This is a genomic window from Streptomyces sp. MZ04 (assembly GCF_004684775.1).
Taxonomy (GTDB): Bacteria; Actinomycetota; Actinomycetes; order Streptomycetales; family Streptomycetaceae; genus Streptomyces.
In genome coordinates this window covers 1-25,029 of the sequence record NZ_SRIC01000065.1, presented here as the reverse complement: position 1 = coordinate 25,029, position 25,029 = coordinate 1, and the positions used below count along the sequence as shown (strand labels likewise).

The 25,029-nt window shown below is 70.1% G+C and carries 21 protein-coding genes; 14 read left to right on the top strand and 7 right to left on the bottom strand.

Annotated elements, in window-relative coordinates:
* Window positions 1-68: 68 nt before the first annotated feature.
* On the bottom strand, window positions 69-1,007 hold the full coding sequence (locus E2651_RS16500) for a carbohydrate ABC transporter permease (RefSeq protein ID WP_135331899.1): 939 nt from the start codon (window positions 1,005-1,007) through the stop codon (window positions 69-71).
* Between the two features lie 4 nt (window positions 1,008-1,011).
* Window positions 1,012-1,938, bottom strand: coding sequence for a sugar ABC transporter permease (locus E2651_RS16495; protein ID WP_135331898.1), 927 nt, complete (start codon window positions 1,936-1,938; stop codon window positions 1,012-1,014).
* A gap of 226 nt (window positions 1,939-2,164) precedes the next feature.
* Here E2651_RS16495 and E2651_RS16490 point away from each other — a divergent pair, with 226 nt between their 5' ends.
* Together E2651_RS16490 and E2651_RS16485 are read left to right on the top strand one after the other, a co-directional pair.
* The gene (locus E2651_RS16490) at window positions 2,165-3,154 is read left to right on the top strand and encodes a LacI family DNA-binding transcriptional regulator (protein ID WP_135331908.1); all 990 of its coding nucleotides are present in this window, start codon (window positions 2,165-2,167) and stop codon (window positions 3,152-3,154) included.
* A 145-nt stretch (window positions 3,155-3,299) separates the two neighbouring features.
* Complete coding sequence (locus E2651_RS16485) at window positions 3,300-4,610, top strand: lipase family protein (RefSeq protein WP_245238892.1); 1,311 nt, start codon at window positions 3,300-3,302, stop codon at window positions 4,608-4,610.
* Between the two features lie 25 nt (window positions 4,611-4,635).
* Here E2651_RS16485 and E2651_RS16480 read toward each other — a convergent pair whose 3' ends face one another.
* A complete protein-coding gene (locus E2651_RS16480; protein ID WP_135331897.1) occupies window positions 4,636-5,886 on the bottom strand; it encodes a cytochrome P450 in 1,251 nt (416 codons plus the stop codon).
* A 144-nt stretch (window positions 5,887-6,030) separates the two neighbouring features.
* Between E2651_RS16480 and E2651_RS16475 the strand changes: the two genes are divergently transcribed.
* The 8 genes from E2651_RS16475 to E2651_RS16440 all read left to right on the top strand — a co-directional run bounded on the left by E2651_RS16475 (window position 6,031) and on the right by E2651_RS16440 (window position 15,011).
* The gene (locus E2651_RS16475; protein WP_135331896.1) at window positions 6,031-6,492 is read left to right on the top strand and encodes a hypothetical protein; all 462 of its coding nucleotides are present in this window, start codon (window positions 6,031-6,033) and stop codon (window positions 6,490-6,492) included.
* Between the two features lie 141 nt (window positions 6,493-6,633).
* Entirely contained in the window at window positions 6,634-7,008 is a 375-nt protein-coding gene (locus tag E2651_RS16470; RefSeq protein ID WP_135331895.1) for a hypothetical protein, read from the top strand.
* Between the two features lie 111 nt (window positions 7,009-7,119).
* A complete protein-coding gene (locus E2651_RS16465) occupies window positions 7,120-8,235 on the top strand; it encodes a PLP-dependent cysteine synthase family protein (RefSeq protein ID WP_135331894.1) in 1,116 nt (371 codons plus the stop codon).
* The gene (locus tag E2651_RS16460) at window positions 8,232-9,530 is read left to right on the top strand and encodes an MFS transporter (RefSeq protein ID WP_209446167.1); all 1,299 of its coding nucleotides are present in this window, start codon (window positions 8,232-8,234) and stop codon (window positions 9,528-9,530) included. Before E2651_RS16465 ends, E2651_RS16460 begins: the two co-directional genes overlap by 4 nt.
* A 120-nt stretch (window positions 9,531-9,650) precedes the next feature.
* Window positions 9,651-10,268: a PadR family transcriptional regulator gene (locus tag E2651_RS16455; RefSeq protein ID WP_135331893.1), complete on the top strand. Its 618-nt coding sequence runs from the start codon at window positions 9,651-9,653 to the stop codon at window positions 10,266-10,268.
* Window positions 10,265-11,989 carry an acyl-CoA dehydrogenase family protein gene (locus E2651_RS16450; protein ID WP_135331892.1) on the top strand — a complete coding sequence of 575 codons (1,725 nt, stop codon included), beginning with the start codon at window positions 10,265-10,267 and terminating at the stop codon, window positions 11,987-11,989. Before E2651_RS16455 ends, E2651_RS16450 begins: the two co-directional genes overlap by 4 nt.
* Window positions 11,990-12,123: 134 nt before the next feature.
* Window positions 12,124-13,659 (top strand): alpha/beta hydrolase, encoded by a 1,536-nt coding sequence (locus tag E2651_RS16445; RefSeq protein ID WP_135331891.1) that lies wholly within the window; start codon window positions 12,124-12,126, stop codon window positions 13,657-13,659.
* A gap of 164 nt (window positions 13,660-13,823) precedes the next feature.
* Window positions 13,824-15,011 (top strand): 4-hydroxybenzoate 3-monooxygenase, encoded by a 1,188-nt coding sequence (locus tag E2651_RS16440; RefSeq protein ID WP_245238890.1) that lies wholly within the window; start codon window positions 13,824-13,826, stop codon window positions 15,009-15,011.
* A 30-nt stretch (window positions 15,012-15,041) separates the two neighbouring features.
* On the opposite strand, the gene E2651_RS16435 is transcribed toward E2651_RS16440, so the two are convergent.
* The 4 genes from E2651_RS16435 to E2651_RS16420 form a co-directional block, all read right to left on the bottom strand.
* Complete coding sequence (locus E2651_RS16435) at window positions 15,042-16,433, bottom strand: NADP-dependent succinic semialdehyde dehydrogenase (protein WP_135331889.1); 1,392 nt, start codon at window positions 16,431-16,433, stop codon at window positions 15,042-15,044.
* A gap of 124 nt (window positions 16,434-16,557) precedes the next feature.
* Window positions 16,558-17,502, bottom strand: a complete 945-nt coding sequence (locus E2651_RS16430; protein ID WP_245238889.1) for an aldo/keto reductase — start codon at window positions 17,500-17,502, stop codon at window positions 16,558-16,560.
* Window positions 17,503-17,585: 83 nt separating this feature from the next.
* Window positions 17,586-18,965 carry an alpha-amylase family protein gene (locus E2651_RS16425; RefSeq protein WP_135331888.1) on the bottom strand — a complete coding sequence of 460 codons (1,380 nt, stop codon included), beginning with the start codon at window positions 18,963-18,965 and terminating at the stop codon, window positions 17,586-17,588.
* A 195-nt stretch (window positions 18,966-19,160) separates the two neighbouring features.
* Window positions 19,161-20,195 (bottom strand): LacI family DNA-binding transcriptional regulator, encoded by a 1,035-nt coding sequence (locus tag E2651_RS16420; protein ID WP_135331887.1) that lies wholly within the window; start codon window positions 20,193-20,195, stop codon window positions 19,161-19,163.
* Between the two features lie 335 nt (window positions 20,196-20,530).
* Between E2651_RS16420 and E2651_RS16415 the strand changes: the two genes are divergently transcribed.
* The 4 genes from E2651_RS16415 to E2651_RS16400 all read left to right on the top strand — a co-directional run.
* Window positions 20,531-21,802 carry an extracellular solute-binding protein gene (locus E2651_RS16415; protein ID WP_135331886.1) on the top strand — a complete coding sequence of 424 codons (1,272 nt, stop codon included), beginning with the start codon at window positions 20,531-20,533 and terminating at the stop codon, window positions 21,800-21,802.
* Complete coding sequence (locus tag E2651_RS16410) at window positions 21,803-22,813, top strand: sugar ABC transporter permease (protein ID WP_135331885.1); 1,011 nt, start codon at window positions 21,803-21,805, stop codon at window positions 22,811-22,813.
* A 5-nt stretch (window positions 22,814-22,818) separates the two neighbouring features.
* Entirely contained in the window at window positions 22,819-23,685 is an 867-nt protein-coding gene (locus E2651_RS16405) for a carbohydrate ABC transporter permease (RefSeq protein WP_135331904.1), read from the top strand.
* 59 nt (window positions 23,686-23,744) lie between these two features.
* Window positions 23,745-25,029: glycoside hydrolase family 13 protein (locus E2651_RS16400; protein ID WP_135331884.1), on the top strand; the 1,285-nt coding region annotated here is incomplete at its 3' end.

The window sequence follows — 25,029 nt, the reverse complement described above, 5'->3', positions numbered from 1 at the left end:
TTCCTCAGGGGGTGCTCGGGACTGTGCGGGGTGGTGCTCGGGAACGGGCGTGAACTGCCGTGCGGCGGCTACTCCTTGACGCTTCCGGCGGCTAGCCCGGACTGCCAGTGCTTCTGCAGCAGCAGGAAGGCGGCGATCAGCGGCACGATCGTGAGCAGCGAGCCGGTGATGACGAGGTTGAAGACGGCCTCACCGCCGGCCGTGGACGCCTGCTTGTTCCATGTGTCCAGGCCGAGGGTCAGCGGGTACCAGTCGGGGTCCTTCAGCATGATCAGCGGCAGGAAGTAGTTGTTCCAGGTGGTGACGGTGGTGAAGAGGAGCACGGTGACGGTGCCGGGCGCGAGCAGCGGCAGGGCGACCTTGAAGAAGGTGCGCAGCTCGCTCGCGCCGTCGATCCGGGCGGCCTCCATCAGCTCGGTGGGGATCGCCTCGGTCGCGAACACCCACATCAAGTAGAGGCCGAAGGGTGAGATCAGCGACGGGACGATGACGGCCCACGGGGTGTCGGTCAGGCCCATCTCGCTGAACATCAGGAACGTCGGGACCGCAAGCGCCGTGGTGGGCACCGCGACCGCGCCGATCACGACCGCGAACACGCCCCGCTTGCCGGGGAAGTCGAACTTGGCGAGCGCGTACCCGCCGAGTACGGCAAGGAAGGTGGCGCCGCCCGCGCCCACGACCACGTACAGCAAAGTGTTGAGGAGCCAGCGGACGAAGACGCCGTCCTGGTAGGTGAGCGTCTCGGTGATGTTGTCCCACAGGGCGAAGTCCCCGTCGAACCACAGGCCGAACGAACCGGCGAGGCCCCGCTGCGTCTTGGTCGCGCTGATCAGCAGCCACACCAGCGGCACAAGGCTGTAGAGCAGGACGACGCCGGTGAGTACGGTGAGCAGGACGCTGCGCCGGGGGCGACCGGGTGTGTGACGGCGCGGGGTGCGCAGGCGCGGTGCGGCGGTGTGCGGCTTCGCCGTGGGCCGGGGAGCGGTGGTGGTGCTCGGTCCCGTCACGCGATCACGCTCCCTTGCGCATGCCGCGCAGCTGGACGGCGTAGGCGACGACCATGGTGAGGACGCCCATGACGATGGCGACCGTCGCGGAGTAGTTGTGCTGCTGTCCGGAGAAGGACAGCGAGTACGTGTAGTAGTTCGGGGTGTAGTCGGTGGTGATCGCGTTCGGCGCCAGCTTCTGCAGGATGGCGGGCTCGTTGAAGAGCTGGAAGCTGCCGATGATCGAGAAGATGGTGGCGATGACGAGGGCGCCGCGGATCGCCGGGAGTTTGATCGCCGTGATGACGCGCCACTGTCCCGCGCCGTCGATCGACGCGGCCTCGTAGAGAGAGTGCGGGACGACACGCAGCGCCGAGTAGAAGATCAGCATGTTGTAGCCGACGAACTCCCAGGTGACGATGTTGCCGATGGACGCGAGGACCAGGTCGGTGGAGAGCGGGTCGGGCAGCGTCACACCGAACGCGTCGTTGAAGTCGCCCACCAGGCCGAAGCGGGTGCCGTACATGAAGCCCCACATCAGCGATGCGACGACGGCCGGAACGGCGTACGGCAGGAAGACCGATATCCGGAAGAAGTCCTTGCCGTACAGGCGGCCGCTGTCGAGGGCGAGCGCCACGAGGAGCGCGATGCCCAGCATGACCGGCACCTGGACCAGCAGAAACAGACCGACGCGGAAGACCCCGTCCCAGAACTGGCCGTCCTGCAGCGCCTGTCGGTAGTTCTCCAGGCCCACGAAGGTGGTCCCGCCGATGAGTTGCGTCCGGAACAGGCTCAGATAGACCGAATACAGCAGCGGCGCCAGGAAGACCAGGGCGAAGACGAGCACGAAGGGGCCGATGAACCCCCAGCCGGTCCACGAACGGCGCGTCCTGCGCGCGGGTGGCCCGCCTGTCCTTCGCCGTGCGGCGACCGGCGGTTGAAGCGTCGTCATCTCGCGTCCCTCGCTCGTGCGGTGCGGAACCGGCGTGCTGCTTGTGTTTGCGTAAACATGAATGCCCGCAGGGATCTACTGGTGTTATGTTTGCGTAAACAGACGGTGCCGGAATTACTACACCGCCTACGAGACGGCGGTCAAGAGCCGCCCCGTAGGCTGCCGCCCGGTGAAGGAGACGGTGGAAGCAGTGGACAGAACCCCGAACCGCAGGCGCAACGCGTCCATGGCGGACGTCGCCCGCGTCGCGGGTGTCTCCTCGCAGACCGTCTCCCGTGTCTCGAACGGCTTTCCCGGCGTGAACGAGGAGACCCGCAAGCAGGTCCTCGCCGCCATGAAGGAGCTCGGCTACCGGCCCAACAGCGCCGCGCGGGCGCTCAAGCGCGGCGAGTTCCGCACCATCGGCGTCATCACCTTCACGCTCTCCACCACGGGCAACGTACGTACGCTGGAGGCGATCGCGCTGTCGGCCGCGAACGAGGGCTACGCGGTCACCCTGCTGCCCGTGTCCGCGCCCACGCAGGACGAGGTGCGCGGCGCCTTCTCGCGCCTCGGTGAGCTGGCCGTCGACGCCGTGATCGTCATCATGGAAGTGCACCTGCTCGACGCCGCCCGCCTCTCGCTGCCCCCGCACGTCCAGGTCGTCGTGGCGGACTCGGACGCCGGGGACCGCTACAGCGTGGTCGACACCGACCAGGCGGGCGGGACCCGTGACGCGGTGCGGCACCTGCTCGACCTGGGCCATGACACCGTGTGGCACCTCGCGGGGCCGGGGGAGTCCTACGCCGCGCAGCGCCGGGCCGACGCCTGGCGGGCGGCCCTCACCGAGGCCGGCCGCGCGGCGCCGCCGATGGTGCGGGGCGACTGGACGGCGGACTCCGGCTATCGCGCGGGCCTCGAGCTCGCCGAACGGGCCGACTGCACCGCGGTGTTCGCGGCGAACGACCAGATGGCGCTCGGCCTGCTGCGCGCCCTGCACGAGCGTGGCCGCAAGGTCCCCGACGACGTCTCCGTCATCGGCTTCGACGACATCCCGGAGTCCGGCTCCTTCCTGCCGCCCCTGACCACCGTCCACCAGGACTTCGCCGAAGTGGGCCGCCGCTGCGTGGCGGGAGTCCTGCAGCAGGTGCGCCGGGGCGCGTCGGAACGCGGAACCACGCTCGTGCCCACGCGGCTCGTGGTGCGGGAGAGCACGGCTGCGCCACGGGCCCGGTAGCCGTGCGCCATGGTCCGCGGTACGCACCACGGACCTCTGCACGCCTATGGCTGTCTTACTGACGGGTCAGTACGGTGCTGCCAACCCCCCTTGCCCACAGGAGAGTTGGGAGAGCCGCATGATGTCAGCGTTACGCAGACGACCGGTGGCCGCAGGCGCCGTCCTCGCCGTGGCGGTGCTCGGACTGCCCGGAGCCGCCGCCGCGCAGAGCGCGGACGCGCCGGCCGGCACCCCGGACGCGACCCCCTCGGCGCAGACCGCCGAGAAGGCCCCCGGCGCCGGAAAGCAGCGGAACGACGAGCGCCACGGGCCCGGCACGAAGAAGCCCGGCAAGAAGAAGCCGGGAAAGAAGAAGCCGGGAAAGAAGAAGCCGGGAAAGAAGACCGGCCCCGGCGAGATCCTCGGCTCCGAGCCGTCCTCGTTCCAGTACACGCCGGGCGTTCCCACCCCCACCAAGGCCTGGAAGATCACGTACCGGTCGACGTCGGCCGACGGGCGGCCCAACGCGGTCTCCGGGACCGTCATCGTCCCCGACGACGGCAGGACCACCCCGCGCCCGCTGATCACGTACGCCGTCGGCACGGTCGGCCTCGGCGACAAGTGCGCGCCGTCCGCCGGATTCCCGGGCGGTACGACGGCCGAGGCGCCGCTCGTCAACGCCGCGCTGGTACGCGGCTACGCGGTCGTCGTCACGGACTACGAGGGCCTCGGCACGCCCGGCGACCACACCTACATGGTCGCCAAGGCGCAGGCCACCGCGGTGCTCGACGCGGCGCGTGCGGCCCAGCGGCACCCGGAGGCCGCGAAGTACGGGGTCGCCAAGGAGGCGCCCGTCGGGATCATGGGCTACTCGCAGGGCGGCGGGGCCAGCGCGAAGGCCGCCGAGATGGCCGCGACGTACGCTCCGGAACTGAAGGTCAAGGGCACGGCGAGCGGCGGTGTGCCCGCCGACCTCGCCAAGGTCGCCGACTCGCTCGAGGGCGGCGACAGCGCCGGCTATCTGCTGATGTCCGCGGTCGGGCAGGACGCCGCCAACCCCGCCCTGAAGCTCGACAAGTACCTCAACGACGAGGGGCGCAAGCTCGCCGAAGTGGTCCGGAACGAGTGTGTCGGGACGGTCCTCGAGGCCGGGCGCGGCAAGACGATCGAGGACGTGACGACGTCCAACCCGCTGGACCAGCCGGACTGGAAGCAGGCCATCGCCGAGCAGTTCATCGGCGGCGAGCAGCCGTCGGCGCCGACGTTCGTCTACCACGGGGACGCGGACGAGACGATCCCCTACGCGGTCGGGCAGAAGCTGCGGGCCGACTGGTGCGCGAAGGGGAACGCCGTGCAGTGGACGACCTTCGCCGGGCAGTCCCATGTGGGCACGGCGATCCAGGGCAACGGCCCGGCGCTCGAGTGGCTCGGCCAGCGCTTCGCCGACCAGCCCGCCTCCGGCAACTGCGGCACCTAGGCGCCTGCGGTGACCTGACGGCCCGCTACGGGACCGGCCGCACCGGCAGCTTGCGCACGCTGTTGCCCACGAAGGAGGTGGTGCGCGGCAGTCGGGCTTCCGGTGCGGCGAGGTCCAGGTCCGGGAAGCGGGTGAAAAGACGCTCCAGGGCGATGGTGGCCTCCATGCGGGCCAGCGGCGCCCCGACGCAGAAGTGCGGGCCGTGGCCGAGGGAGAGATGCCGGGCCGGGGCGTCGCGGGTGATGTCGAAGCGGTCGGCGTCGTGGCCGTGGGCCCGTTTGTCGCGGCCCGCGGCGGAGTAACCGGCAAGCACCGGTGTGCCCTTGGGGATGACGGTGCCGTCGAGCGTGAGGTCGCGGGTCGGGTAGCGGAAGGGGAAGTAGCTGACCGGGCTGTCCCAGCGCAGGGTCTCTTCCACGGCCGCCGACCAGGGCACGTCGCCGGACCGGAGCAGCGCGAGCTGATCGCGGTGGGCGCACAGGGCGCGTACGGCATTGGTGATCAGGTTGAGGGTGGTCTCGTGCCCCGCGATGATCGTGAGCATCAGGGTGCCGAGCAGCTCGTGCGGGCCGAGCCGGTCGCCGTTCTCCTCGCGGGCCGCGATGAGCGCGCTGGTGAGGTCGTCGCCCGGGTCGGCGGCGCGGGCCGCCGCGACCGCGCCGAGGACCTCCACCATCTCCCGGTTGGCGGCCACCGCCTCCTCGGGGCCGATGTCGGTGGCGACGACCTGGCTCGACAAGTGATGCAGCCGGTCCTGGTGTTCGGCGTCCACGCCCAGGAGTTCGCAGATGACGTTCATCGGCAACGGCAGGGCGAAGTGCGTACGCAGGTCCGCGATTCCGTCGCCCGCGGCGGCGGCACGGTCGAGACGGTCGAGCAGCGCTGCGGTCAACTCCTCGACCCGCGGCCGCAGTTCCTCCACCCGGCGGGCGGTGAACGCCTTGCTCATCAGGGAGCGCAGCCGCCGGTGGTCGGCGCCGTCGGCCGTGGTCATGCCCTGGATCGTGGCGAACGTCCGCAGCGGCCAGCCCTCGGCTATCTCCCCGGCCTGCAGCGCGTCGAAGTGCTGGGCGTTCTTGGCGACATCGGGGTGCGAGAGGAACTCCTTGAGCGCGTCATGGCCGAGCACCGCCATGCCCGCCACCTCGCCGGGAAGGACCACCGGCGTCACGTCGCCCTGTGCGAGCAGCCGGGCGTTGTCCGCGTGCGGGCATCCGCCGGCCGGGTCGAGGCGGTGCGGCCGGCCGGCTGCGGGATTCACCGGTGACGTGTTCAACAGAGAGTCTCCTCGCCGAAAGGGGGACTGACCGGGACGTGTGCTCAGCGCCATGTTCTCGGTTGCCCACAAGAAAGGACACCCCCGCCTGGCCACCCAGGGGGTCACGCTCCTTCGCCGCGCAGGAGTTAGTATCACGAGGTGATGACAGCCAGGTCACTGTCCGGTGTGTTGCGGAGTCGCTCATCAGCGGCTCCGCTGCGTCTGCTTGGTCTTGGCCTGATCCTCTTCGGTCTGCTGTACACGCACGCGGTGAGCCCCGATGCCACGGTGGGCCACCTCGCATCGGCGGAAGGCGTCTCGGCGCAGGCCGCCGACGCCTCGCACTCCGCCCTGGTGCGACACGTTGCGAGCGCGAGCCAAGGGCACGACGCCACCGACCAGCCGAGCGGCGGTCACGGGGACCACGGCGGGCAGCACGCCTTCGAGGAGTGCGGCCTCGGGCAGCCGTCCCAGGGGCCCGAAGTGGATGTCCCCGCTCTGTCTCCCCTGGGCCTGGCGGTCGAGGACGAGGCGCCGCACATCGCGCACGTCCGTCCATCTGCCGTACGGGGCTTCGTCATTCCGATACCGCATGCGGCGGAGTCCCCGGTTCTGCGTATCTAGGTCAGCGCTTCCCGGCGTCTGACCTCCCTCGTGTGCGCTCTGCGTGCGGCGTGGGGATGGTCGACGGTTCACAGCCGCCCCCACCCATCTCCTGCCCTGCCCGGGATGTCCCGGCGCGGGCAGCCGCCGCACGGAGGATCTGTGCAGCCCTGCTCCGTCGATCCGCGCCTCAGGCGCCGGATCGTCCTCATCTGGACTGTTCTGAGCGTTCTGCTCCTCACGTCGGTGCCGTGCGCTGCCGAGCCGTCACATGAGGCAGCCCACACGCCGAGCCGCTCCGGCCAGGTGGCCGGCTCGCCCCTGGCGCCGGAGGCGCTCGAGGACTGTTCCGTCACCGACCCGGGCCCCAGCAGGCCCGCTCCCGCACCCGTCCGCGCCCTGCCGTACACGCCCGCGGTCTCCACTCCGCAGAGCACGGTCCTGCCACCCGCCGACGGGCACTTCGGCGCTGAGCGCGGCCGGGCGCCGAGCGGCGGTCGAACCACTCTGACCGCCCTGTGCAGGTGGCTGATCTAGAAGCGGCCCTCGCGGTCGGCCCCGGCCGATCCGCCGCACGGCGCGCCCGACGAACGGGCCGTGCGAGACGAGCGCCCGCACAGCTTCCACAGCGAAATGAGAGCGAACCCGATGCACTCTCTGACCACGAGTGACTTCCATCCCGCCGGCTCCAGTCTCCAAGGGCTCGTCGGCAACACCCCCGTGCTGCGTGTGTCCGAGCCGTTCACCCCGGCCGACCGGGGATTCTGGGCCAAGCTGGAAGGCTTCAACCCCGGCGGCATCAAGGACCGCCCCGGACTCCACATGGTGGAACGGGCCCGGACCCGCGGCGACTTGCTGCCGGGCGGCCCCATCGTCGAGTCGACGAGCGGCACCCTCGGTCTGGGCCTCGCCCTGGCCGGAATGGCCTACGGCCACCCCGTCACCCTCGTCACCGACCCGGGCCTCGAACCCTCCATGACCCGGCTGCTCGCCGCCTACGGCGGCACGGTCGACATGGTGTCCGAACCCCACCCCACCGGCGGCTGGCAGCAGGCCCGTCGCGACCGGGTGGGCGAACTCCTCGCCGAGCGGCCCGGAGCGTGGTGCCCCGACCAGTACAACAACCCCGACAACGTCACCGCGTACACACCCCTGGGCCTCGAACTCGCCTCCCAGATGGGCCATATCGACGTACTCGTCTGCAGTGTCGGAACCGGCGGCCACTCGGCGGGCATCTCCCGGGTCCTGCGTCAGCTCTACCCCGAGCTGCGCCTCGTGGGGGTGGACACCGTCGGTTCGACCATCTTCGGGCAGCCCGCGAGGCCCCGGCTCATGCGCGGGCTCGGCTCGAGCATCTACCCGCGCAACGTCGCGTACGAGAACTTCAGCGAGGTGCACTGGGTGGCGCCCGCCGAATCCGTCTGGGCCTGCCGCCAGTTGGCGGCATCGCACTATGCGACAGGCGGCTGGAGCGTCGGCGCCGTCGCGCTCGTGGCCGGCTGGCTCGCCCGCACGCTCCCCAGGGACACACGGATCGTCGCGATCTTCCCGGACGGACCGCAGCGCTACCTGGAGACCGTCTACGACGACCAGTACTGCGCCGACAAGGGCCTGTCGGGAGTGGTTCCCGCGCCGGAACCGGAGGAGGTGGGGCGGCCCGACGAAAAGGAAGTGACCCGCTGGACCCGCTGCGCCGACGTGGTCGACCCGCTGTCGCTCGTGGTCGAGGCCCGGGGCGAAGGCGTGGAAGGCGGGGACCGGTGAAGGGCACCATCGCGCAGGTCCGTTCCTACGACCGGAGCGTCCAGCTGCTCCTCGCCAACCAGTTCACCATCAACCTCGGCTTCTACATGCTGATGCCGTACCTGGCGCAGCACCTGTCCGGGTCCCTCGGTCTGGCCGGCTGGCTGGTCGGACTCGTCATGGGCGTACGCAACTTCAGCCAGCAGGGCATGTTCCTCATCGGCGGAACGCTCGCCGACCGGTTCGGCTACAAGCCGTTGATCGTCGCCGGATGCGTGCTGCGCACCGTCGGCTTCGCGGCGCTCGGCCTGGTGGACTCCGTGCCGGCGCTGATCGCGGCATCGGCGGCCACCGGCTTCGCGGGGGCGCTCTTCAACCCCGCGGTGCGCGCGTATCTGGCCGCCGACGCGGGGGAGCGCCGTGTGGAGGCCTTCGCGCTGTTCAACGTCTTCTACCAGGCGGGCATCCTCCTGGGCCCGCTGGTGGGCATGGTGCTGACCGGCGTCGACTTCCGGATCACCTGCCTGGTATCGGCGGTGATCTTCGCCCTGCTCAGCGTCGTACAGATCCGTGCGCTCCCGGCCCGCAGGGCGAGCGGCACAAAGGGAGGCGAGGACGGCGTCCGGGAAGGCGTGCTGTCCCAGTGGCGCGGCGTGCTGGCCAACCGGGCGTTCCTGCTCTTCTCCCTCGCCATGATCGGCTCGTACGTCCTGTCGTTCCAGGTCTATCTGGCCCTGCCGTTGGAGGTACGACGCCTCGGCGGGGACGGTGAGTTCGGGACCGTCGCCGTGGCCCTGCTCTTCGCCGCTGCCAGTCTGGCGACCATCCTCGGGCAGACCCGCGTGACCGCCTGGTGCAAGGAGCACCTGGATCCGGGACGTGCCCTTGCCTGGGGGCTCTTGATGATGGGGGCGGCGTTCCTGCCGCTGCTCGCGGCCACGGCGCTGCCCGTTCCGGCGGGCGGGACCGGCCGCTGGCTGCTTGCCGCCGTTCCGCCGACGCTCGCGGCACTGATGCTGGCACTGGGCACGATGGTCGCGTACCCCTTCGAGATGGACACCATCGTCCGGCTCTCGGGTGACCGCCTCGTCGCCACGCACTACGGCCTGTACAACACCATCTGCGGCATCGGGATCACCGCGGGCAACCTGCTGACCGGTGCGGCCCTGGACGCGGCCCGCGATGCGGGCATGTCCGCGCTGCCCTGGCTGGCGCTGCTCGTGGTGGGCCTCGGCTGCTCGGCCTCGCTCTACGGCCTGCGCCGGGCGGGCCGCCTGGAGCACCCCGCGCCACCGGCGCAGCCCGCGACGGTCTGACCGCATCCGCGCCTGTGAGGGGGCGGGCGGTGATCCCGCCCGCCCCCGCCCCGGGTGAGCCGTGTCTCACCGGAGCGGTCGCCCTTGCCTATGCAACTAGTTGCACAGCAAGATCCAGGTATGGCGATCGAGCACGCGATCCTGGTGTCCCTCCTTGAGCAGCCGGGCTCGGGTTATGAACTGGCCCGCAGGTTCGAGCGGTCCATCGGATACTTCTGGACCGCCACCCACCAGCAGATCTACCGCGTGCTCAAGCGGATGGAGAGCGACGGCCTGCTCGATGTCCGGGATGTGCCGCAGCACGGCCGTCCGGACAAGAAGGAGTACGCCGTCGCCGCCGACGGCCGCGCCGCGCTCTCCGCGTGGCTGCACGAGCCCATCGAACCCGAGAGCGTCCGGCACGACCTCGCCGTGAAGGTCCGGGGCGCGGCCTTCGACGACCCGGCCGCGCTGATCCGCGAGGTCGAGCGGTACCAGCAGGTGCACACCGAGCGCCTCGCCCACTACCTCGCGGGCGAGGAGCGCGACTTCACGGGTCCGGAGGCGCGCGCCATCACCGGGCCGGAGGCGCCCGCCGCCGGTCCGCCCGATGCCGGGCGCGAGCTCCAGCACGTCGTGCTGCGCGGCGGCATCGCGTACGAACGGATGACGCTCGCCTGGCTCGACGACGTGCTCGCCACCCTCCGCCGACTCGCCACCACCCCTCACACCCTCCGAGCCGAAAGGCGTGCCCCATGACCGACGCGCTCCTGTTCAACCCGCGCACCTACGACCCGGCGCACTTCGACCCCGAGACCCGCCGGCTCCTTCGCGCCACCGTCGACTGGTTCGAGGAGCGCGGCAAGCGGCAGCTGATCGAGGACTACCGGACCCGTGCCTGGCTCGGCGACTTCCTCGCCTTCTCCGCCAAGGAGGGGCTGTTCGAGACCTTCCTGACGCCGTCGTCCGCCGCCGGGGACGGCGAGGGGGACAAGCGCTGGGACACCGCCCGCATCGCCGCCCTCAACGAGATCCTCGGCTTCTACGGCCTCGACTACTGGTACGCCTGGCAGGTCACCATCCTCGGCCTCGGCCCGGTCTGGCAGAGCGACAACGCCGCCGCCCGCGAGCGCGCCGCCGAACTCCTCGCACAGGGCGAGGTGTTCGCCTTCGGCCTCTCCGAGAAGTCCCACGGCGCCGACATCTACTCCACCGACATGCTCCTGGAGCCCGACGGCCAGGGCGGCTTCCGCGCCACCGGCTCCAAGTACTACATCGGCAACGGCAACGCCGCGGGGCTCGTCTCCGTCTTCGGCCGCCGCACCGACGTCGAGGGCCCGGACGGCTACGTCTTCTTCGCCGCCGACAGCCGCCACGAGGCGTACCACCTCGTCAAGAACGTCGTCGACTCGTCGAAGTACGTCAGCGAGTTCCGCCTCGAGGACTACCCGGTCGCCCCGCAGGACGTCCTGCACACCGGCCGCGCCGCCTTCGACGCCGCCCTCAACACGGTCAACGTCGGCAAGTTCAACCTCTGCACCGCCTCCATCGGCATCTGCGAGCACGCGATGTACGAGGCCGTCACCCACGCGCAGAACCGCATCCTCTACGGCCGCCCCGTCACCGCCTTCCCGCACGTGCGGCGCGAGTTGACCGACGCGTACGTCCGTCTCGTCGGCATGAAGCTGTTCAGCGACCGGGCCGTCGACTACTTCCGCTCGGCAGGACCCGAAGACCGCCGCTACCTCCTCTTCAACCCGATGACGAAGATGAAGGTGACCACGGAGGGCGAGAAGGTCATCGACCTGATGTGGGACGTCATCGCCGCCAAGGGCTTCGAGAAGGACAACTACTTCGCCCAGGCGGCCGTCGAGATCCGCGGCCTGCCGAAGCTCGAGGGCACCGTCCACGTCAACCTGGCGCTGATCCTCAAGTTCATGGGCAACCACCTCCTTAACCCGGCCGAGTACGAGCCGGTGCCCACCCGCCTGGACGCGGCCGACGACGACTTCCTCTTCCGGCAGGGACCGGCCCGCGGCCTGGGTTCCATCCGCTTCCACGACTGGCGCACGGCCTACGACGCGTACGCCCACCTGCCCAACGTCGGCCGCCTGCGCGAACAGGCCGACGCCCTGTGCGAGTTCGTCACCACCGCGGCCCCCGACGAGGAGCAGAGCCGCGACCTCGACCTGCTGCTCGCCGTCGGCCAGCTCTTCGCGCTCGTCGTGCACGGCCAGCTGGTCCTGGAGCAGGCACGCCTGACGGACCTCGACGAGGACGTCCTTGACGAGCTGTTCGCCGTCCTCGTACGGGACTTCTCCGCGCACGCCGTCGAGCTGCACGGCAAGGACTCCGCCACCGAGCCGCAGCAGCGCTGGGCGCTCGGCGCCGTGCGGCGTCCGGCCGTCGACGCGGCGCGTGCGGGCCGGGTCTGGCAGCGCGTCGAGGCGCTGTCGGGGGCGTACGAGATGGCGGAGTAACCGTCACCACTCCCGCTCCAGTGTCCGGTGCCTGCCCTCAGCTTCTGCACGGCTGAGGGTAGGGCTGGCCACAGGAAGAATTCGGGGGATGGCCGGGGCGAGACGAAGCGGCGTTGCGGCCTAGCGTTCGGTGCATGCGGATGAACTCCTGTGTGCGGGCTGCTGTTTCCGGTGTGGCGATACTGACCGTGGGGGCGGGCCTTTCACCCGCCGCTGCCGCCGACAAGGCGACGGGGCCGCCGGGCCTCGGGCGCTACCACGGTCAGTCCGTCGACTGGCACGACTGCACGCTCGGCCCCGACGACACCACCGGAAAGCGGCTCGACGCCGCGGGCGCCCAGTGCGCCGACCTGACCGTGCCGCTCGACTACGGCGACCCCGGCGGCCGGACCGTCACCGTCGCCGTCTCGCGTCTTCGCGCCACCGACCGCGCGCACCGTGTCGGCCCGCTGCTGCTCAACAACGGCGGCCCCGGCGGCCCGAGCCTCGAGATGCCGGTCACCGTCGGCGAGACCATGGGGAAGGTGGCCGGGAAGTACGACCTCATCGGCATGGACCCGCGGTTCGTCGGCCGTTCCACGCCGCTGGACTGCGGCTGGGACATCGGCTCGATGGTCTTCTCGGCCGGCGCCGACCGGGCCGGCTATGAGCGCTCCGTCGCACGCCAGCGGGACCTGGCCGAGCGGTGCAAGCGGACGAACGGCGACGTGCTGCCGTATGTCAGCACCCGCAACACCGCCCGCGACATGGACGTCGTCAGGGCCGCGCTCGGCGCGAAGCGGATCTCCTACCTCGGCTACTCGTACGGCAGTTACCTCGGCGAGGTCTACACCGAACTGTTCCCCGGCCGCACCGACCGCATGGTCCTCGACGGCGTCATCGACCCCGCCCGCTACAGCCAGACCCTGCTCGCGGACGCCACCGGAGCCAACGAGCGGGCCCTGCGCGCCTGGGCGGCCTGGACCGCGGCCCGCCATGACACCTACGGGCTCGGCGCCACGACCGGCGCCGTCCTTGCCACCGTGCGCCACATCCAGGAGGCCGCGGCCGACAAGCCCTTGCGGGTCGGGGACTTCCGGGTCGACGAGCACTCCCTGCCCGTCGTCTACTTCGGCGGTCTGGGCGGCGACCGCGACGAGAACCGCGCCGTTCTGGCCGACATGACCAGGACGCTGGAGCGAGCCGCCGACCGTGAACACGTGGAGCCGGGGCCGATATTGAGCGAGGTGCTGACCTCCCTGACGACCGAGGCGGGCTCGCACGAGGGCAGCGTGCAGGCCGCCATCCTGTGCGGGGACGTCGCGACGCGACGCGGGACCGAGAGCTACTGGCGCAACATCCAGGCCGCCCGCGACAAGGCTCCCTTCGCCGCCCCGCTGGCGTACAACATCTCCGCCTGCGAGTTCTGGGACGCCCCGGCCGAGAAGCCGACCGTCGTCGACAACGACGTACCGGCGCTCCTTGTCAACGCCACCGGTGACACACGGACCACCTACCCCGGGGCCCGCCGGATGCGTGACCAGTGGTCGAAGTCCCGGCTGATCACCCTCCCCGGAGCGAACCAGCACGGCGTCTACGGCGACTACGGCAACGCCTGCACGGACCGGCGGGTCAACGCCTACCTGGCCACCGGGAAGCTGCCCCACCGCGATGTGACCTGCCACGCCTAGGGGTCATGCCCGGGGTCGGACCGCACCCGAGCCCGCCTGCTGGGACCGGCAGGCGGTGGGCCCTTCGGGAAGGGTGCGGTCCAAGGTCCCGTCCCCGGGGTGCTGTTCGGGTTCCCCGTAACCGGCGGGCCATGCCTCTCTCGCGCTCACGCCATAATGTGCGGATGACTGTCGTCGTCGTGGGCGCCGGACCCGCGGGTCTCACCGTTGCCAACATCCTCCGTGCCGCATCCGTGGACTGCGTGGTCCTGGAGACGGAGAGCAGGGAGTTCATCGAACAGCGGCCCCGCGCGGGCTTCTTGGAGGAGTGGGCGGTGCGCGCGCTCGAGGAGCGCGGGCTCGCCGACCGGCTCCTGGAACACGCGACGGCGCACAGCGAGTGCGAGTTCCGCAGCGCGGGGCAGCGGCACCGGTTCCGCTACGCCGAGCTGTCCGGGCACCGCCATTTCGTCTATCCCCAGCCGCTGTTGGTCACGGACCTGGTGCACTCCTACGCCGACCTCGCGGGCGGCGACATCCGTTTCGGCGTACGCGATGTGGAACTGCACGGTCTCGACACGGACCGGCCCTCGGTGTCGTACACGGACCCGGCGACGGGCGAGCGGATGCGCGTCGAGTGCGACGCCGTCGCCGGCTGCGACGGGGCGCGCGGTGTGACGCGCGCCTGCGTGCCCGATGAGCACGTGACCGTCGCCCGGCACGACTACGGCGTCGGGTGGCTTGCGCTGCTCGCCGAGGCACCGCCGTCGTCGGACTGTGTCGTCTTCGGGCTCCACCCCCGCGGCTTCGCCGCCCACATGGCCCGCAGCCCCGAGATCACCCGCTACTACCTGGAGTGCCCGCCGGGCGACGACCCGGCCGACTGGCCCGACGAAAGGGTGTGGTCCGAACTGCACGCCCGCCTCGCGGCGGACGGCGCGCGGCCGCTCGCCGAGGGGCGGATCGTCGAGAAGCGCGTCCTGGACATGCACAACTACGTCGTGGAGCCCATGTCTTACGGGCGCCTGTATCTCGCCGGTGACGCCGCCCACCTCGCGGCCCCGATCGCCGCGAAGGGCATGAACCTCGCGCTGCACGACGCGCTGCTGCTCGGCGACGCGCTCGTCGCGTACGACAAGGGCGGGGACGAGAGCGGCCTGCGCGGCTATTCGGCGGCCTGTCTGCCGCGGGTGTGGCAGTACCAGGAGTTCTCCCAGTGGTTCGCGGACGTGCTGCACGGGACCTCGTCCGGCGACCCCTTCAAGGCGGGCACCGCGGGCGCCCGCCTGCGCAGGATGCTCGGCTCGCGCGCCGCGGCGGCCGCCTTCGCCGAGCTCTACATCGGCAAGGATGCCGAAAACTGGGCTGGTTAAGGCGGGAGGTGAGATGCGTGGGGCGGCGGCTTACGGCCCGTACCAGACCGTCGTCATGTTGCAGAACTCGCGGATTCCGTGCCCCGACAGCTCACGCCCGTAGCCCGAGCGCTTCACGCCGCCGAAGGGCAGGCCGGGGTGGGACGCGGTCATGCCGTTGAAGAAGACGCCGCCCGCCTGGATGTCCCGTGCGCAGCGCGCCATCTCGTCGTCGTCGCGGGTCCAGACATTTGAACTGAGCCCGAACGGCGTCGTGTTGGCGAGCTCCACGGCCTCGTTCAGGTTCGCCACGCGGTACAGCGTGGCCACCGGGCCGAACGCCTCCTCGAGGTGGATGCGCATCTGCGGGGTGACGTCGGCGAGGACGGTGGGGGAGTAGTACCAGCCCCGCTCCTGTTCCTTGGGGCGCTGCCCGCCGCACAGCGCGGTGGCGCCGTGGTTCAGCGCGTCGTCGACCAGCTCCTCCAGGTCGGTGCGGCCCTGCTCGGAGGAGAGCGGGCCGACGTCGGTGTCCTCGTTCATCGGGTCGCCGACGGTCAACTCCCGCATTCCGGCGACGAATCGGTCGCGGAAGGCGTCGTAGACGTCGGCGTGCACGATGAAGCGCTTCGCGGCGATGCAGGACTGGCCGTTGTTCTGCACGCGGGCCGTCACCGCGACCGTGGCGGCGCGCTCGATGTCGGCGCTCGGCAGCACGAGGTAGGGATCGCTGCCGCCCAGCTCCAGGACGGTCTTCTTGATCTCGTGGCCCGAGACGGACGCCACCGACTGGCCCGCCGGTTCGCTGCCGGTCAGGGTCGCCGCGGCCACCCGCCCGTCGCGCAGGATGCCCTCGACGGCACCCGAGCCGACCAGCAGCGTCTGGAAACAGCCATGGGGGAATCCGGCGCGCAGGAAGAGATCCTCCAGGTACAGGGCCGTCTGGGGCACGTTCGACGCGTGCTTGAGCAGCCCGACGTTGCCGGCCATCAGGGCGGGGGCGGCGAAGCGTACGACCTGCCAGAGCGGGAAGTTCCACGGCATCACGGCGAGCACGGCGCCGATCGGCCGGTAGCGGACGACCGCACGGGACGCGCCGGAGTCCGCCACGTCGGCCGGCGCGGGGTGCTCGTCGGCGAGCAGCGCCTCGGCGTGCTCGGCGTACCAGCGCATGGCCTTGACGCACTTGGCCGCCTCGGCCCGCGCGGCCTTGACGGGCTTGCCCATCTCCGTCGTCATCGTGCGGGCGACGAAGGGGACGTCCTCCTCCAGGAGGTCCGCGGCCCGGTTCAGGAGCCGCGCCCGCTCGGCGAAGTCGGTGAGGCGATGGTCGGCGTACGCGGCGTCGGCCGCCGCGAGGCGGCGCTCGATCTCCGCGGGCGTGAGCGGCTGGAAGGTCTCGAGCGTCTCGCCGGTGGCGGGATTGACCGTGGCGATGGGCATGCCGTTCCTCCTCGGGGCGCCTTGCGCGGCGTCCGGACGATGCGTCCCCCGGGATTTCCAGCGTAGGCGGAGGGAGCCGAGGGGGCACGTGCACGGGCCGTGGTCCTTTAGGGCAATGGTTCACCTAGGGCAACGGCTCACCGCGGGCGGCGACCCACAGCTCGTACCACTCCTCATGGGTGAGGTCCGGCTCCCGGTGTGCGGCGTCCCGGCAGGCGAGGATGCGCTCGGGATTGCTGGTGCCGATGATGGGTGCGATACGGGCCGGATGGCGCTGGAGCCACCACAGGAGGATCGTCTCCGGCGTCGTCCGCTTGCGCTCGGCCAAGCCGGTGACGAGCCGCCCGGCCGGTGAGTCCTGGCCTCCGCTGTAGCGGCCCTGGGCGAGGGATCCCCAGGCCTGCAGCTGGAGATTGTTGGCGGCGCAGTACTCGATCGTGCCGTGCGGGAAGCCATTGGCGGTCGCGGCCCGCGTGTTCAGGAGGACACCGGACTCGACCCAGTCGCGGCTGCCCAGGCTCATCTCCAGCTGATTGGCGACCAAGGGAACGTCGAGATGTGCCTGTAGGCGGGCGATCTGCTCGGCGCTCATGTTGGACACGCCGAAGTGGCGCACCAGGCCCTGCCCGTGCAGCGAGGCGAGCGCCTTCGCGATCTCTTCGGGGCCTGTCAGCGGGTCGGGCCTGTGCAGCAGCAGTACGTCGATGACATCGGTGCGCAGCCGGGTGAGGCTCTCCTCGACGCGCCGGACGATGCTCGCTTCTCGCAGGTCGTACAGGCCGGGGCGCTCGCCGTCGGCGAGGCGGATGCCGCACTTGGTCTGCAGGACGATGCGCTCGCGCAGTCCGGGCGTCCTGGCGAGGACCTCGCCGAAGACCGCCTCGGACTTGCCGTGCCGGTAGATGTCGGCGTGGTCGAACGCCGTGATGCCGACGGCGAGCGCCGCCTCCACCGATGCCTCGGCGTGCGCGATGTCGGCCGCGGTGTACGGCGTGGCGTCCCAGGTGCCGCCGAGTCCCATGCATCCGTACAGCAGACGGCTTGTGCGTACGTCGGACTGCGCTGTCATGCCACTCCCTAGATGGTGAATCCGGTCATCGTCGCGCGGATGCCGCCGTCCTGGGAACAGCGGCACCCGCGCGACGCACGGCGTCAGCCGGCCTGTGCCCCGGTGTGCAGGGCCAGGGCGCTGCGCGCGGGCAGCTTCGTCTCGATCTTGCCGTCGTCGCCGACGGTGACCGTGTTGCCGTCGCAGCTGTCCGGCGAGGCCTTGGCGACATTGCAGTACGTGCCGCCGGGCAGGGACGTCGCGAAGGTCTGCGTCAGCTCGCCGTCGCCGTTGTTGAGGGCGACGAATCCCTGGGAGCCGCGGCCGAAGGCGAGCGCGCTGCCGCCGTTGTCCCACCAGTCGGTCAGCTCGGCCGAGCTGACCTCGTTGCGGAACCCGACCAGGCCGGTGACCGCCTTGTCGGCATGCGTGTTCGTCCAGCCGTCGGTCCCTCCGGGCGGGCCCGCGTCCTTGTCGGACCACTCGTAGCCGGAGTACACGTTGGGCGAGCCGTAGGGGAATGCGAGCATGAAGACGTTGGCCAGCGTGTAGCTCGCGCCGTCCTTGTAGGTGAGCGTCGAGCCGTTGCGCTCGGTGTCCCAGTTGTCGACGAACGTACGGGCCGAGCCGCTGCCCAGCTTGCCGTCCGCGACGGACTTCAGCTGGGCGATGGAGCCGCCCTGGAAGGCGCTCTTGAGGTGCCCGCCGTAACGGAACTCGTCGACGTCCCCGATGCCCGTGTACTCCTCGGGCTGTACCGCCTCGCCGCCGCCGTGGATGACCTCCGACACCCAGTAGCCGGGGTCGCTCATCTTGCCCTTGATGGCGGCGATGTCGTCGGCCGCCATGTGCTTGGCGGCGTCGACGCGGAAGCCGTCCACGCCCAACGACCGCAGATCGCCCAGGTAGTTGGCGATCGTGGTACGGACCGCGTCGCTGCCGGTGTCGAGGTCGGCGAGGCCCACCAGTTCGCAGTTCTGGACGTTGTCGCGGTTGGTGTAGTCGTTGATGTTCGTGCGGCAGCTGTGGAAGTCCGCGTCCTGGAAGGACCCGGGGTAGCCGTACTTCGTGTACGTGGTGCCGCCGGTGCCCGTCCCTGAGCCGGCCGCCATGTGGTTGATGACGGCGTCCGCGATGACCTTCACGCCCGCCTTGTGGCAGGCGTCGACCATGCCGGCGAACGCGTCGCGGTCACCGAGCCGGCCCGCGATCTTGTAGCTGACGGGCTGGTACGAGGTCCACCACTGGTCGCCCTGGATGTGCTCGGAGGCGGGGGACACCTCGACGTAGCCGTATCCGGCGGGGCCGAGCTGATCGGTGCAGGCCGTGGCGACGTCCTTGAACGGGCGCTCGAACATGGTGGCCGTGACGGTCTTCTCGCCGGGGGGTGTCGCCTGTGACTGCCAGGGCGCGAACGTGGCGAGGCCGGCCGCGGCGAGTATTCCGGCCGACACCCCGCCCAGCAGGCGGAATCGGTGGTGCATGGATGCGGCTCCTTCGAGGACCGGGCACGGGTGTGCCCACGAAGACAGCCACGCGCCAGGCTGTCGTGGGGGGATTTCCGCGGCCGAGCCTGCCTCTTGCGCAGGAACCCGTCAAGATTTTCTGCAAGAACCGTCATGGGCTTGCGGAGGGGCGTGCACCCGGCTCAAAGCCGCAGCGCCTCAAAGCCTCAACGCTCAGGCCGGACGCTGGTCCTGTCGTCCCGATGCCGTCGAGTCGCGCACCACCAGCTCCGGCATGAAGACGAACTCGCTGTGCGGGGCGGGCGTTCCGCCGATCTCCTCCAGGAGCGTGCGGACCGACGCCTGGCCCATTGCCTGTACGGGCTGGCGGATGGTGGTCAGTGGGGGATCGGTGAACGCTATGAGCGGGGAGTCGTCGTACCCGACCACGGAGATGTCGCGCGGCACCGCCAAGTCCCGTTCCCTGGCGGCCCGGACGGCGCCGAGCGCCATCATGTCGCTGGCGCACACGATCGCCGTACAGCCACGGCCGATCAAGGTGCCCGCCGCGGCCTGGCCGCCCTCCAGCGTGTAGAGGGAGTGCTCGATCAGCTCCTCCGACTCCGCGGGCGACATCCCGAGGCGCTCGCGCATGCCGATCTGGAAGCCCTCGATCTTGCGCAGTACGGGCACGAAGCGCTTGGGCCCGACGGCGAGCCCGATGCGCGTATGGCCGAGCGATGCGAGATGCGTGACGGCAAGGCGGGCCGCGGCCCGGTCGTCCGTGGAGATGAAAGGGGCCTGCACCTTGGGCGAGAAGCCGTTGACCAGGACGTACGGAACGCCCTTGCCCCGCAGCACTTCGTACCGCTCCATGTCGGCGGTGGTGTCGGCGTGCAGCCCGGAGACGAAGATGATCCCGGAGACGCCGCGGTCCACCAGCATGTCGGTGAGCTCGTCCTCGGTGGAGCCGCCCGGGGTCTGGGTGGCGAGCACGGGCGTGTAGCCCTGGCGGGTCAGGGCCTGGGCGATGACCTGGGCGAGCGCGGGGAAGATGGGGTTGTCCAGCTCGGGCGTGATCAGACCGACAAGGCCTGCGCTGCTGCGGTGGCGGAGCCGCGAGGGGCGCTCGAAGCCGAGCATGTCGAGCGCGGCCAGGACGGATTCACGGGTGGCGGCCGCGACTCCGGGTTTGCCGTTGAGTACCCGGCTCACTGTGGCTTCGCTGACGCCCGCCTGCGCTGCGATGTCGACGAGCCGTGCGGTCATGAACGGGACTGTACCGGGCGGCTGCCGGATTGCCCACAGGCTGCCGAAACTTGCAGAAAGTCCCTCTCTGCAAGGAACTTGCAGGCCGCGACGGGGGAACGGGCGGGAGCTGGGCGCCGGATGAGGCCTGTCAAGCGGCGTGACGGCAACCTTCAGGACACGCGGCGGTAACGATCAACAGGCCTTGCAGAAATTTCCCGCAAGGTCTTTCGGCAGCTTTTCAATCCTGTTACGTTCCGTGGCAACCCGGCGCCGCGTCCAGTGCGGCTCGTAGGAGACACCTCTCGTCGGGGTCCCGTCTCCCCTTGTCTTCGGGTTCAGTTGAAGGAGTTCACATGCGGCGTGGCATAGGAGCCACCGCGCTGGTCGCGGCCCTGACCTTGACGGCGGCAGCGTGCGGTGGCGACGACGGTGACAGTGGCAAGAAGGATTCGGGCAAGCTGTCCGGCACCGTCACTTTCTGGGACACCTCGAACGACGCCGAGAAGGGGACGTACGAGAAGCTCGCCAAGGGCTTCGAGAAGCTCCACCCCGACGTCAAGGTCAACTATGTGAGCGTCGCGTTCGGTGAGGCCAACGCCAAGTTCAAGAACGCCGCGGGCGGCAACTCCGGCGCCCCGGACGTGATGCGCACCGAGGTCGCCTGGGTCGCGGACTTCGCCAACCTCGGCTACCTCGCCCCGCTGGAGGGCACCCCCGCGCTCGACGACGCGGGCGACTACCTCCCGCAGGCCGCGGCGAGCACCAAGTTCAAGGGCAAGACGTACGCGGTCCCGCAGACCATCGACACCCTGGCGCTCTTCTACAACAAGAAGATGCTCAAGGACGCCGGTGTCGAGGCGCCCAAGACCTTCGACGAGGTGAAGAGCGCCGCGAAGAAGATCACGTCGAAGTCCGGCAAGACCGGCCTCTACCTGCGCGGCGACGACCCGTACTACTACCTCCCGTACCTCTACGGAGAGGGCGGCGACCTCCTCGACACCAAGAACAAGAAGATCACCGTCGACGACCCGCAGGGCGCGGCCGCGTTCAAGGTCATGAAGGACCTGGTCGACTCCAAGGCGGCGACCACCGACGCGAGCGACGGCTACAACAACCAGCTGAACGCCTTCAAGGACGGCGACGTCGCGATGGCCCTTGACGGCCCCTGGTCCATCGAGGGAGCCCTGCAGGGCAAGGAGTTCAAGGGCGACAAGGACAACCTCGGTGTCGCCCCGGTGCCCGGCGGCAGCGACCGGCAGGCGGCCCCGCAGGGCGGCTGGAACCTCGCGGCCTACGCGGGTTCCGGGAACCTCGACGCGAGCTACGAGTTCATCAAGTACATGAGCTCGGCCAAGGTGCAGCAGCAGACCACCGAGAAGCTGAGCCTGCTGCCGACCCGTACCTCCGTCTACGACGTGAAGTCCGTCAAGGACAACCAGATGGTGCAGTTCTTCAAGCCGGCCGTGGACAAGTCCGTGGAGCGGCCGTGGATCCCCGAGGCGAACGCCCTCTTCGAGCCGATCCGGCTGCAGATGGAGAAGGTGCTCAGCGGCAAGACCTCGCCCGAGGACGGGGCGAAGGGCGTCGGTGACGCGTACCGCAAGCTTCTGAAGGACTACAAGTAAATGGCTGTTGACAGCAGCCAGCCACTGGCCAAGGCCGCGGACGCCCAGGGCGTCCGCGGCCGCGGCCGGGGGACCGGCAAGAACCCGGGACGCCTGCGCAGGGCGCTCTCCACCCACTGGTACGCGTGGGCCATGGTCGCCCCCGTGGTGGCCGTGATCGGCGTGATCATCGGCTATCCGCTGGTGCGCGGCCTCTATCTGTCGACGACGGATGCCAACGAGGCGAACGTCGAGCGCACCATCGGTGTCAACCACATCCCGGCGACCTACAAGTCCGTCGGCCTGGACAACTACACCGCGGTCCTTCAGGACGGCGTCTTCTGGGACCGGCTGACCTGGACCGTCATCTGGACGGTCTCCTGTGTCGCGCTGTCCTTCGGGATCGGCCTCGTCCTGGCGAACATGCTCAACCGCAAGCTCGCGGGCCGGTCCTTCTACCGGATGGCGCTGATCCTGCCGTGGGCGGTGCCGGCCTTCGTCTCCGTCTTCACCTGGCGGCTGATCTTCAACGAGAAGAACGGCATCCTCAACAAGCTCCTCGCCGGCGGCGGCATCGACGCGATCCCGTGGCTGAACGACCCCACCTGGGCCAAGCTCTCGGTGATCACCGTCAACGTCTGGCTCGGCGTCCCGTTCATGCTGGTCGCCATGCTCGGCGGGCTGCAGTCCATACCCGGTGAGCTGTACGAGGCCGCGGAGATGGACGGCGCGAACGCCTGGCAGCGGTTCCGCAACATCACCCTGCCGGGCCTGCGGTCCGTCAGCAGTACGGTCATCCTGATCAGCGGCATCTGGACCTTCAACATGTTCCCGGTGATCTTCCTGCTCACCCGGGGCGGCCCGGGAGACGCCACCGAGATCCTGGTGACGTACGCCTATCGGCTCTCGTTCGTGGTGAGCCCCCGCGACTTCGCCGGATCCGCCGCCTGGGGCGTGATCATTCTGCTGCTCCTTTCGCTCTTCGCGGTGGTCTACCGCCGTGCGCTCCGCAAGCAGGGAGAGGTGTGGTGACCGCCATGACGAACCAGAAGACCCAGCCGGAGCGGAAGGTCAGGCCGCGCGGCGAGCGCGGGCCGCTGGCCTCCGTCGGGCTGCACCTGACCCTGCTGATCGCCTCCGCCGTCGCGGTCCTGCCGCCGCTGTGGCTGCTGATCACCTCGTTCAAGCCGAAGAGCGAGGCCTTCTCCACCGACGTGGTGAAGGACTTCACGCTCGGCAACTACAGCCACGTCATCAACGACACCGAGTTCCTGAGCTGGGTCGTCAACTCCCTGCTCGTCGTCGGACTGACCACGGTGATCGGCGTCTTCATCTCCGCGACCACCGGATACGCGGTCAGCCGCTTCAAGTTCCCCGGCATGCGGCCGCTGATGTGGATGCTCCTGATCACCCAGATGTTCCCCGTCGCGGTGCTCATCGTGCCGCTCTACAACCTCCTCGCGAACCTCGGCCTGCTCAACCAGCCCATCGGCCTGGTCGTCACCTATCTGACGATCGCCGTGCCGTTCTGCGCCTGGATGATGAAGGGGTACTTCGACACCATCCCGGTGGAGATCGACGAGGCCGGGCGGGTGGACGGGCTCAACCCGTTCGGCACCTTCTGGCGGCTCATCGTCCCGCTGGCCAAGCCCGGCCTGGCCGTCACCGGCTTCTACAGCTTCATCACCGGCTGGGCCGAGGTCGCGTACGCCTCCGCCTTCATGACCGGCGAGGAGAACCTCACACTCGCGGGCGGCCTGCAGACCTTCGTGAACCAATACACCAGCGACTGGGGCTCGTTGACGGCATCGGCCGTCATCGTCGCGCTGCCCGCCGCGGTGATCTTCGGCTTCGTCCAGCGCCACCTGGTCTCCGGACTCACGGCCGGCGCGACGAAGTCCTGACCAGGCGCCCCGCGCACGCACCCCCCTCGGTCTCTCGAACTCTCGATCACAGGGAAGACATGACCCAGCATCTCGCTGCCCCTGCAGCCCCCGCCTCCGGCACCCACACGGACTGGTGGCGCGGCGCGGTGATCTACCAGGTCTATCCGCGCAGCTTCGCCGACGGCAACGGCGACGGAATGGGTGACCTGGAAGGCATCCGCACCCGCCTTCCCCACCTCAGGGAGCTCGGCGTCGACGCCGTCTGGCTCAGCCCCTTCTACTCCTCGCCGCAGGCCGACGCCGGTTACGACGTCGCCGACTACCGTGCGATCGACCCGATGTTCGGCAGCCTCCTCGACGCGGACGCGCTGGTGCGCGACGCCCACGACCTCGGCCTGCGCATCATCGTCGACCTGGTGCCCAACCACTCGTCCGACCAGCACGACTGGTTCCAGCGCGCCCTGCGCGAGGGCCCCGGATCGCCGCTGCGGGAGCGCTACCACTTCCGGCCCGGCAAGGGCGCGGACGGCTCGCAGCCCCCGAACGACTGGGAGTCCATCTTCGGCGGCCCCGCTTGGACGCGCACGCCGGACGGGGAGTGGTACCTCCACCTCTTCGCCCCCGAGCAGCCCGACTTCAACTGGGAACACCCGGCCGTCCACGACGAGTTCCGTTCGATCCTGCGCTTCTGGCTCGACATGGGCGTCGACGGCTTCCGCGTGGATGTCGCCCACGGCCTGGTCAAGGCCGAAGGCCTGCCCGACATCGGCACGCGCGACCAGCTGAAGCTGCTCGGCAACGACGCCATGCCGTTCTTCGACCAGGACGGCGTGCACGCGATCTACCGCAGCTGGCGCAAGGTCCTCGCCGAGTACGCGGGCGAGCGGATCCTCGTGGCCGAGGCGTGGACGCCCACCGTCGAGCGCGCCGCCGCGTACGTACGCCCGGACGAGATGCACCAGGCCTTCAACTTCCAGTACCTGGGCACCCATTGGGACGCGGCGGAGCTGCGCGAGGTCATCGACGTCTCGCTCGCCGCCATGCGCCCGGTCGGTGCCCCGGCCACCTGGGTGCTCTCCAACCACGACGTCACCCGCCACGCCACGCGGTTCGCCAACCCGCCGGGGCTCGGCACCCAGCTGCGCGAGGCCGGCGACCGCGAGCTCGGCCTGCGGCGGGCCCGCGCGGCGACACTCCTGATGCTCGCGCTGCCCGGTTCGGCGTACGTCTATCAGGGCGAGGAGCTGGGGCTCCCGGACGTCACCGACCTGCCCGACGAGGTGCGTCAGGACCCGTCGTTCGTGCGGGCAAACCAGGGGGCGGCCGGTACGGCCTCGGTTGAGGGTGGTGGTGGGAGACGGG

Bases quoted from the DNA above. Each gene is read 5' to 3' on its own strand.
- E2651_RS16420 (WP_135331887.1), bottom strand. From the start codon at position 20,195: ATGACCGCACGGCTCGTCGACATCGCAGCGCAGGCGGGCGTCAGCGAA.
- E2651_RS16435 (WP_135331889.1), bottom strand. From the start codon at position 16,433: ATGCCCATCGCCACGGTCAATCCCGCCACCGGCGAGACGCTCGAGACC.
- E2651_RS16455 (WP_135331893.1), top strand. From the start codon at position 9,651: ATGGCGATCGAGCACGCGATCCTGGTGTCCCTCCTTGAGCAGCCGGGC.
- E2651_RS16415 (WP_135331886.1), top strand. From the start codon at position 20,531: ATGCGGCGTGGCATAGGAGCCACCGCGCTGGTCGCGGCCCTGACCTTG.
- E2651_RS16450 (WP_135331892.1), top strand. From the start codon at position 10,265: ATGACCGACGCGCTCCTGTTCAACCCGCGCACCTACGACCCGGCGCAC.
- E2651_RS16495 (WP_135331898.1), bottom strand. From the start codon at position 1,938: ATGACGACGCTTCAACCGCCGGTCGCCGCACGGCGAAGGACAGGCGGG.
- E2651_RS16440 (WP_245238890.1), top strand. From the start codon at position 13,824: ATGACTGTCGTCGTCGTGGGCGCCGGACCCGCGGGTCTCACCGTTGCC.
- E2651_RS16490 (WP_135331908.1), top strand. From the start codon at position 2,165: ATGGCGGACGTCGCCCGCGTCGCGGGTGTCTCCTCGCAGACCGTCTCC.
- E2651_RS16425 (WP_135331888.1), bottom strand. From the start codon at position 18,965: ATGCACCACCGATTCCGCCTGCTGGGCGGGGTGTCGGCCGGAATACTC.
- E2651_RS16445 (WP_135331891.1), top strand. From the start codon at position 12,124: ATGCGGATGAACTCCTGTGTGCGGGCTGCTGTTTCCGGTGTGGCGATA.
- E2651_RS16410 (WP_135331885.1), top strand. From the start codon at position 21,803: ATGGCTGTTGACAGCAGCCAGCCACTGGCCAAGGCCGCGGACGCCCAG.
- E2651_RS16405 (WP_135331904.1), top strand. From the start codon at position 22,819: ATGACGAACCAGAAGACCCAGCCGGAGCGGAAGGTCAGGCCGCGCGGC.
- E2651_RS16465 (WP_135331894.1), top strand. From the start codon at position 7,120: ATGCACTCTCTGACCACGAGTGACTTCCATCCCGCCGGCTCCAGTCTC.
- E2651_RS16475 (WP_135331896.1), top strand. From the start codon at position 6,031: ATGACAGCCAGGTCACTGTCCGGTGTGTTGCGGAGTCGCTCATCAGCG.
- E2651_RS16430 (WP_245238889.1), bottom strand. From the start codon at position 17,502: ATGACAGCGCAGTCCGACGTACGCACAAGCCGTCTGCTGTACGGATGC.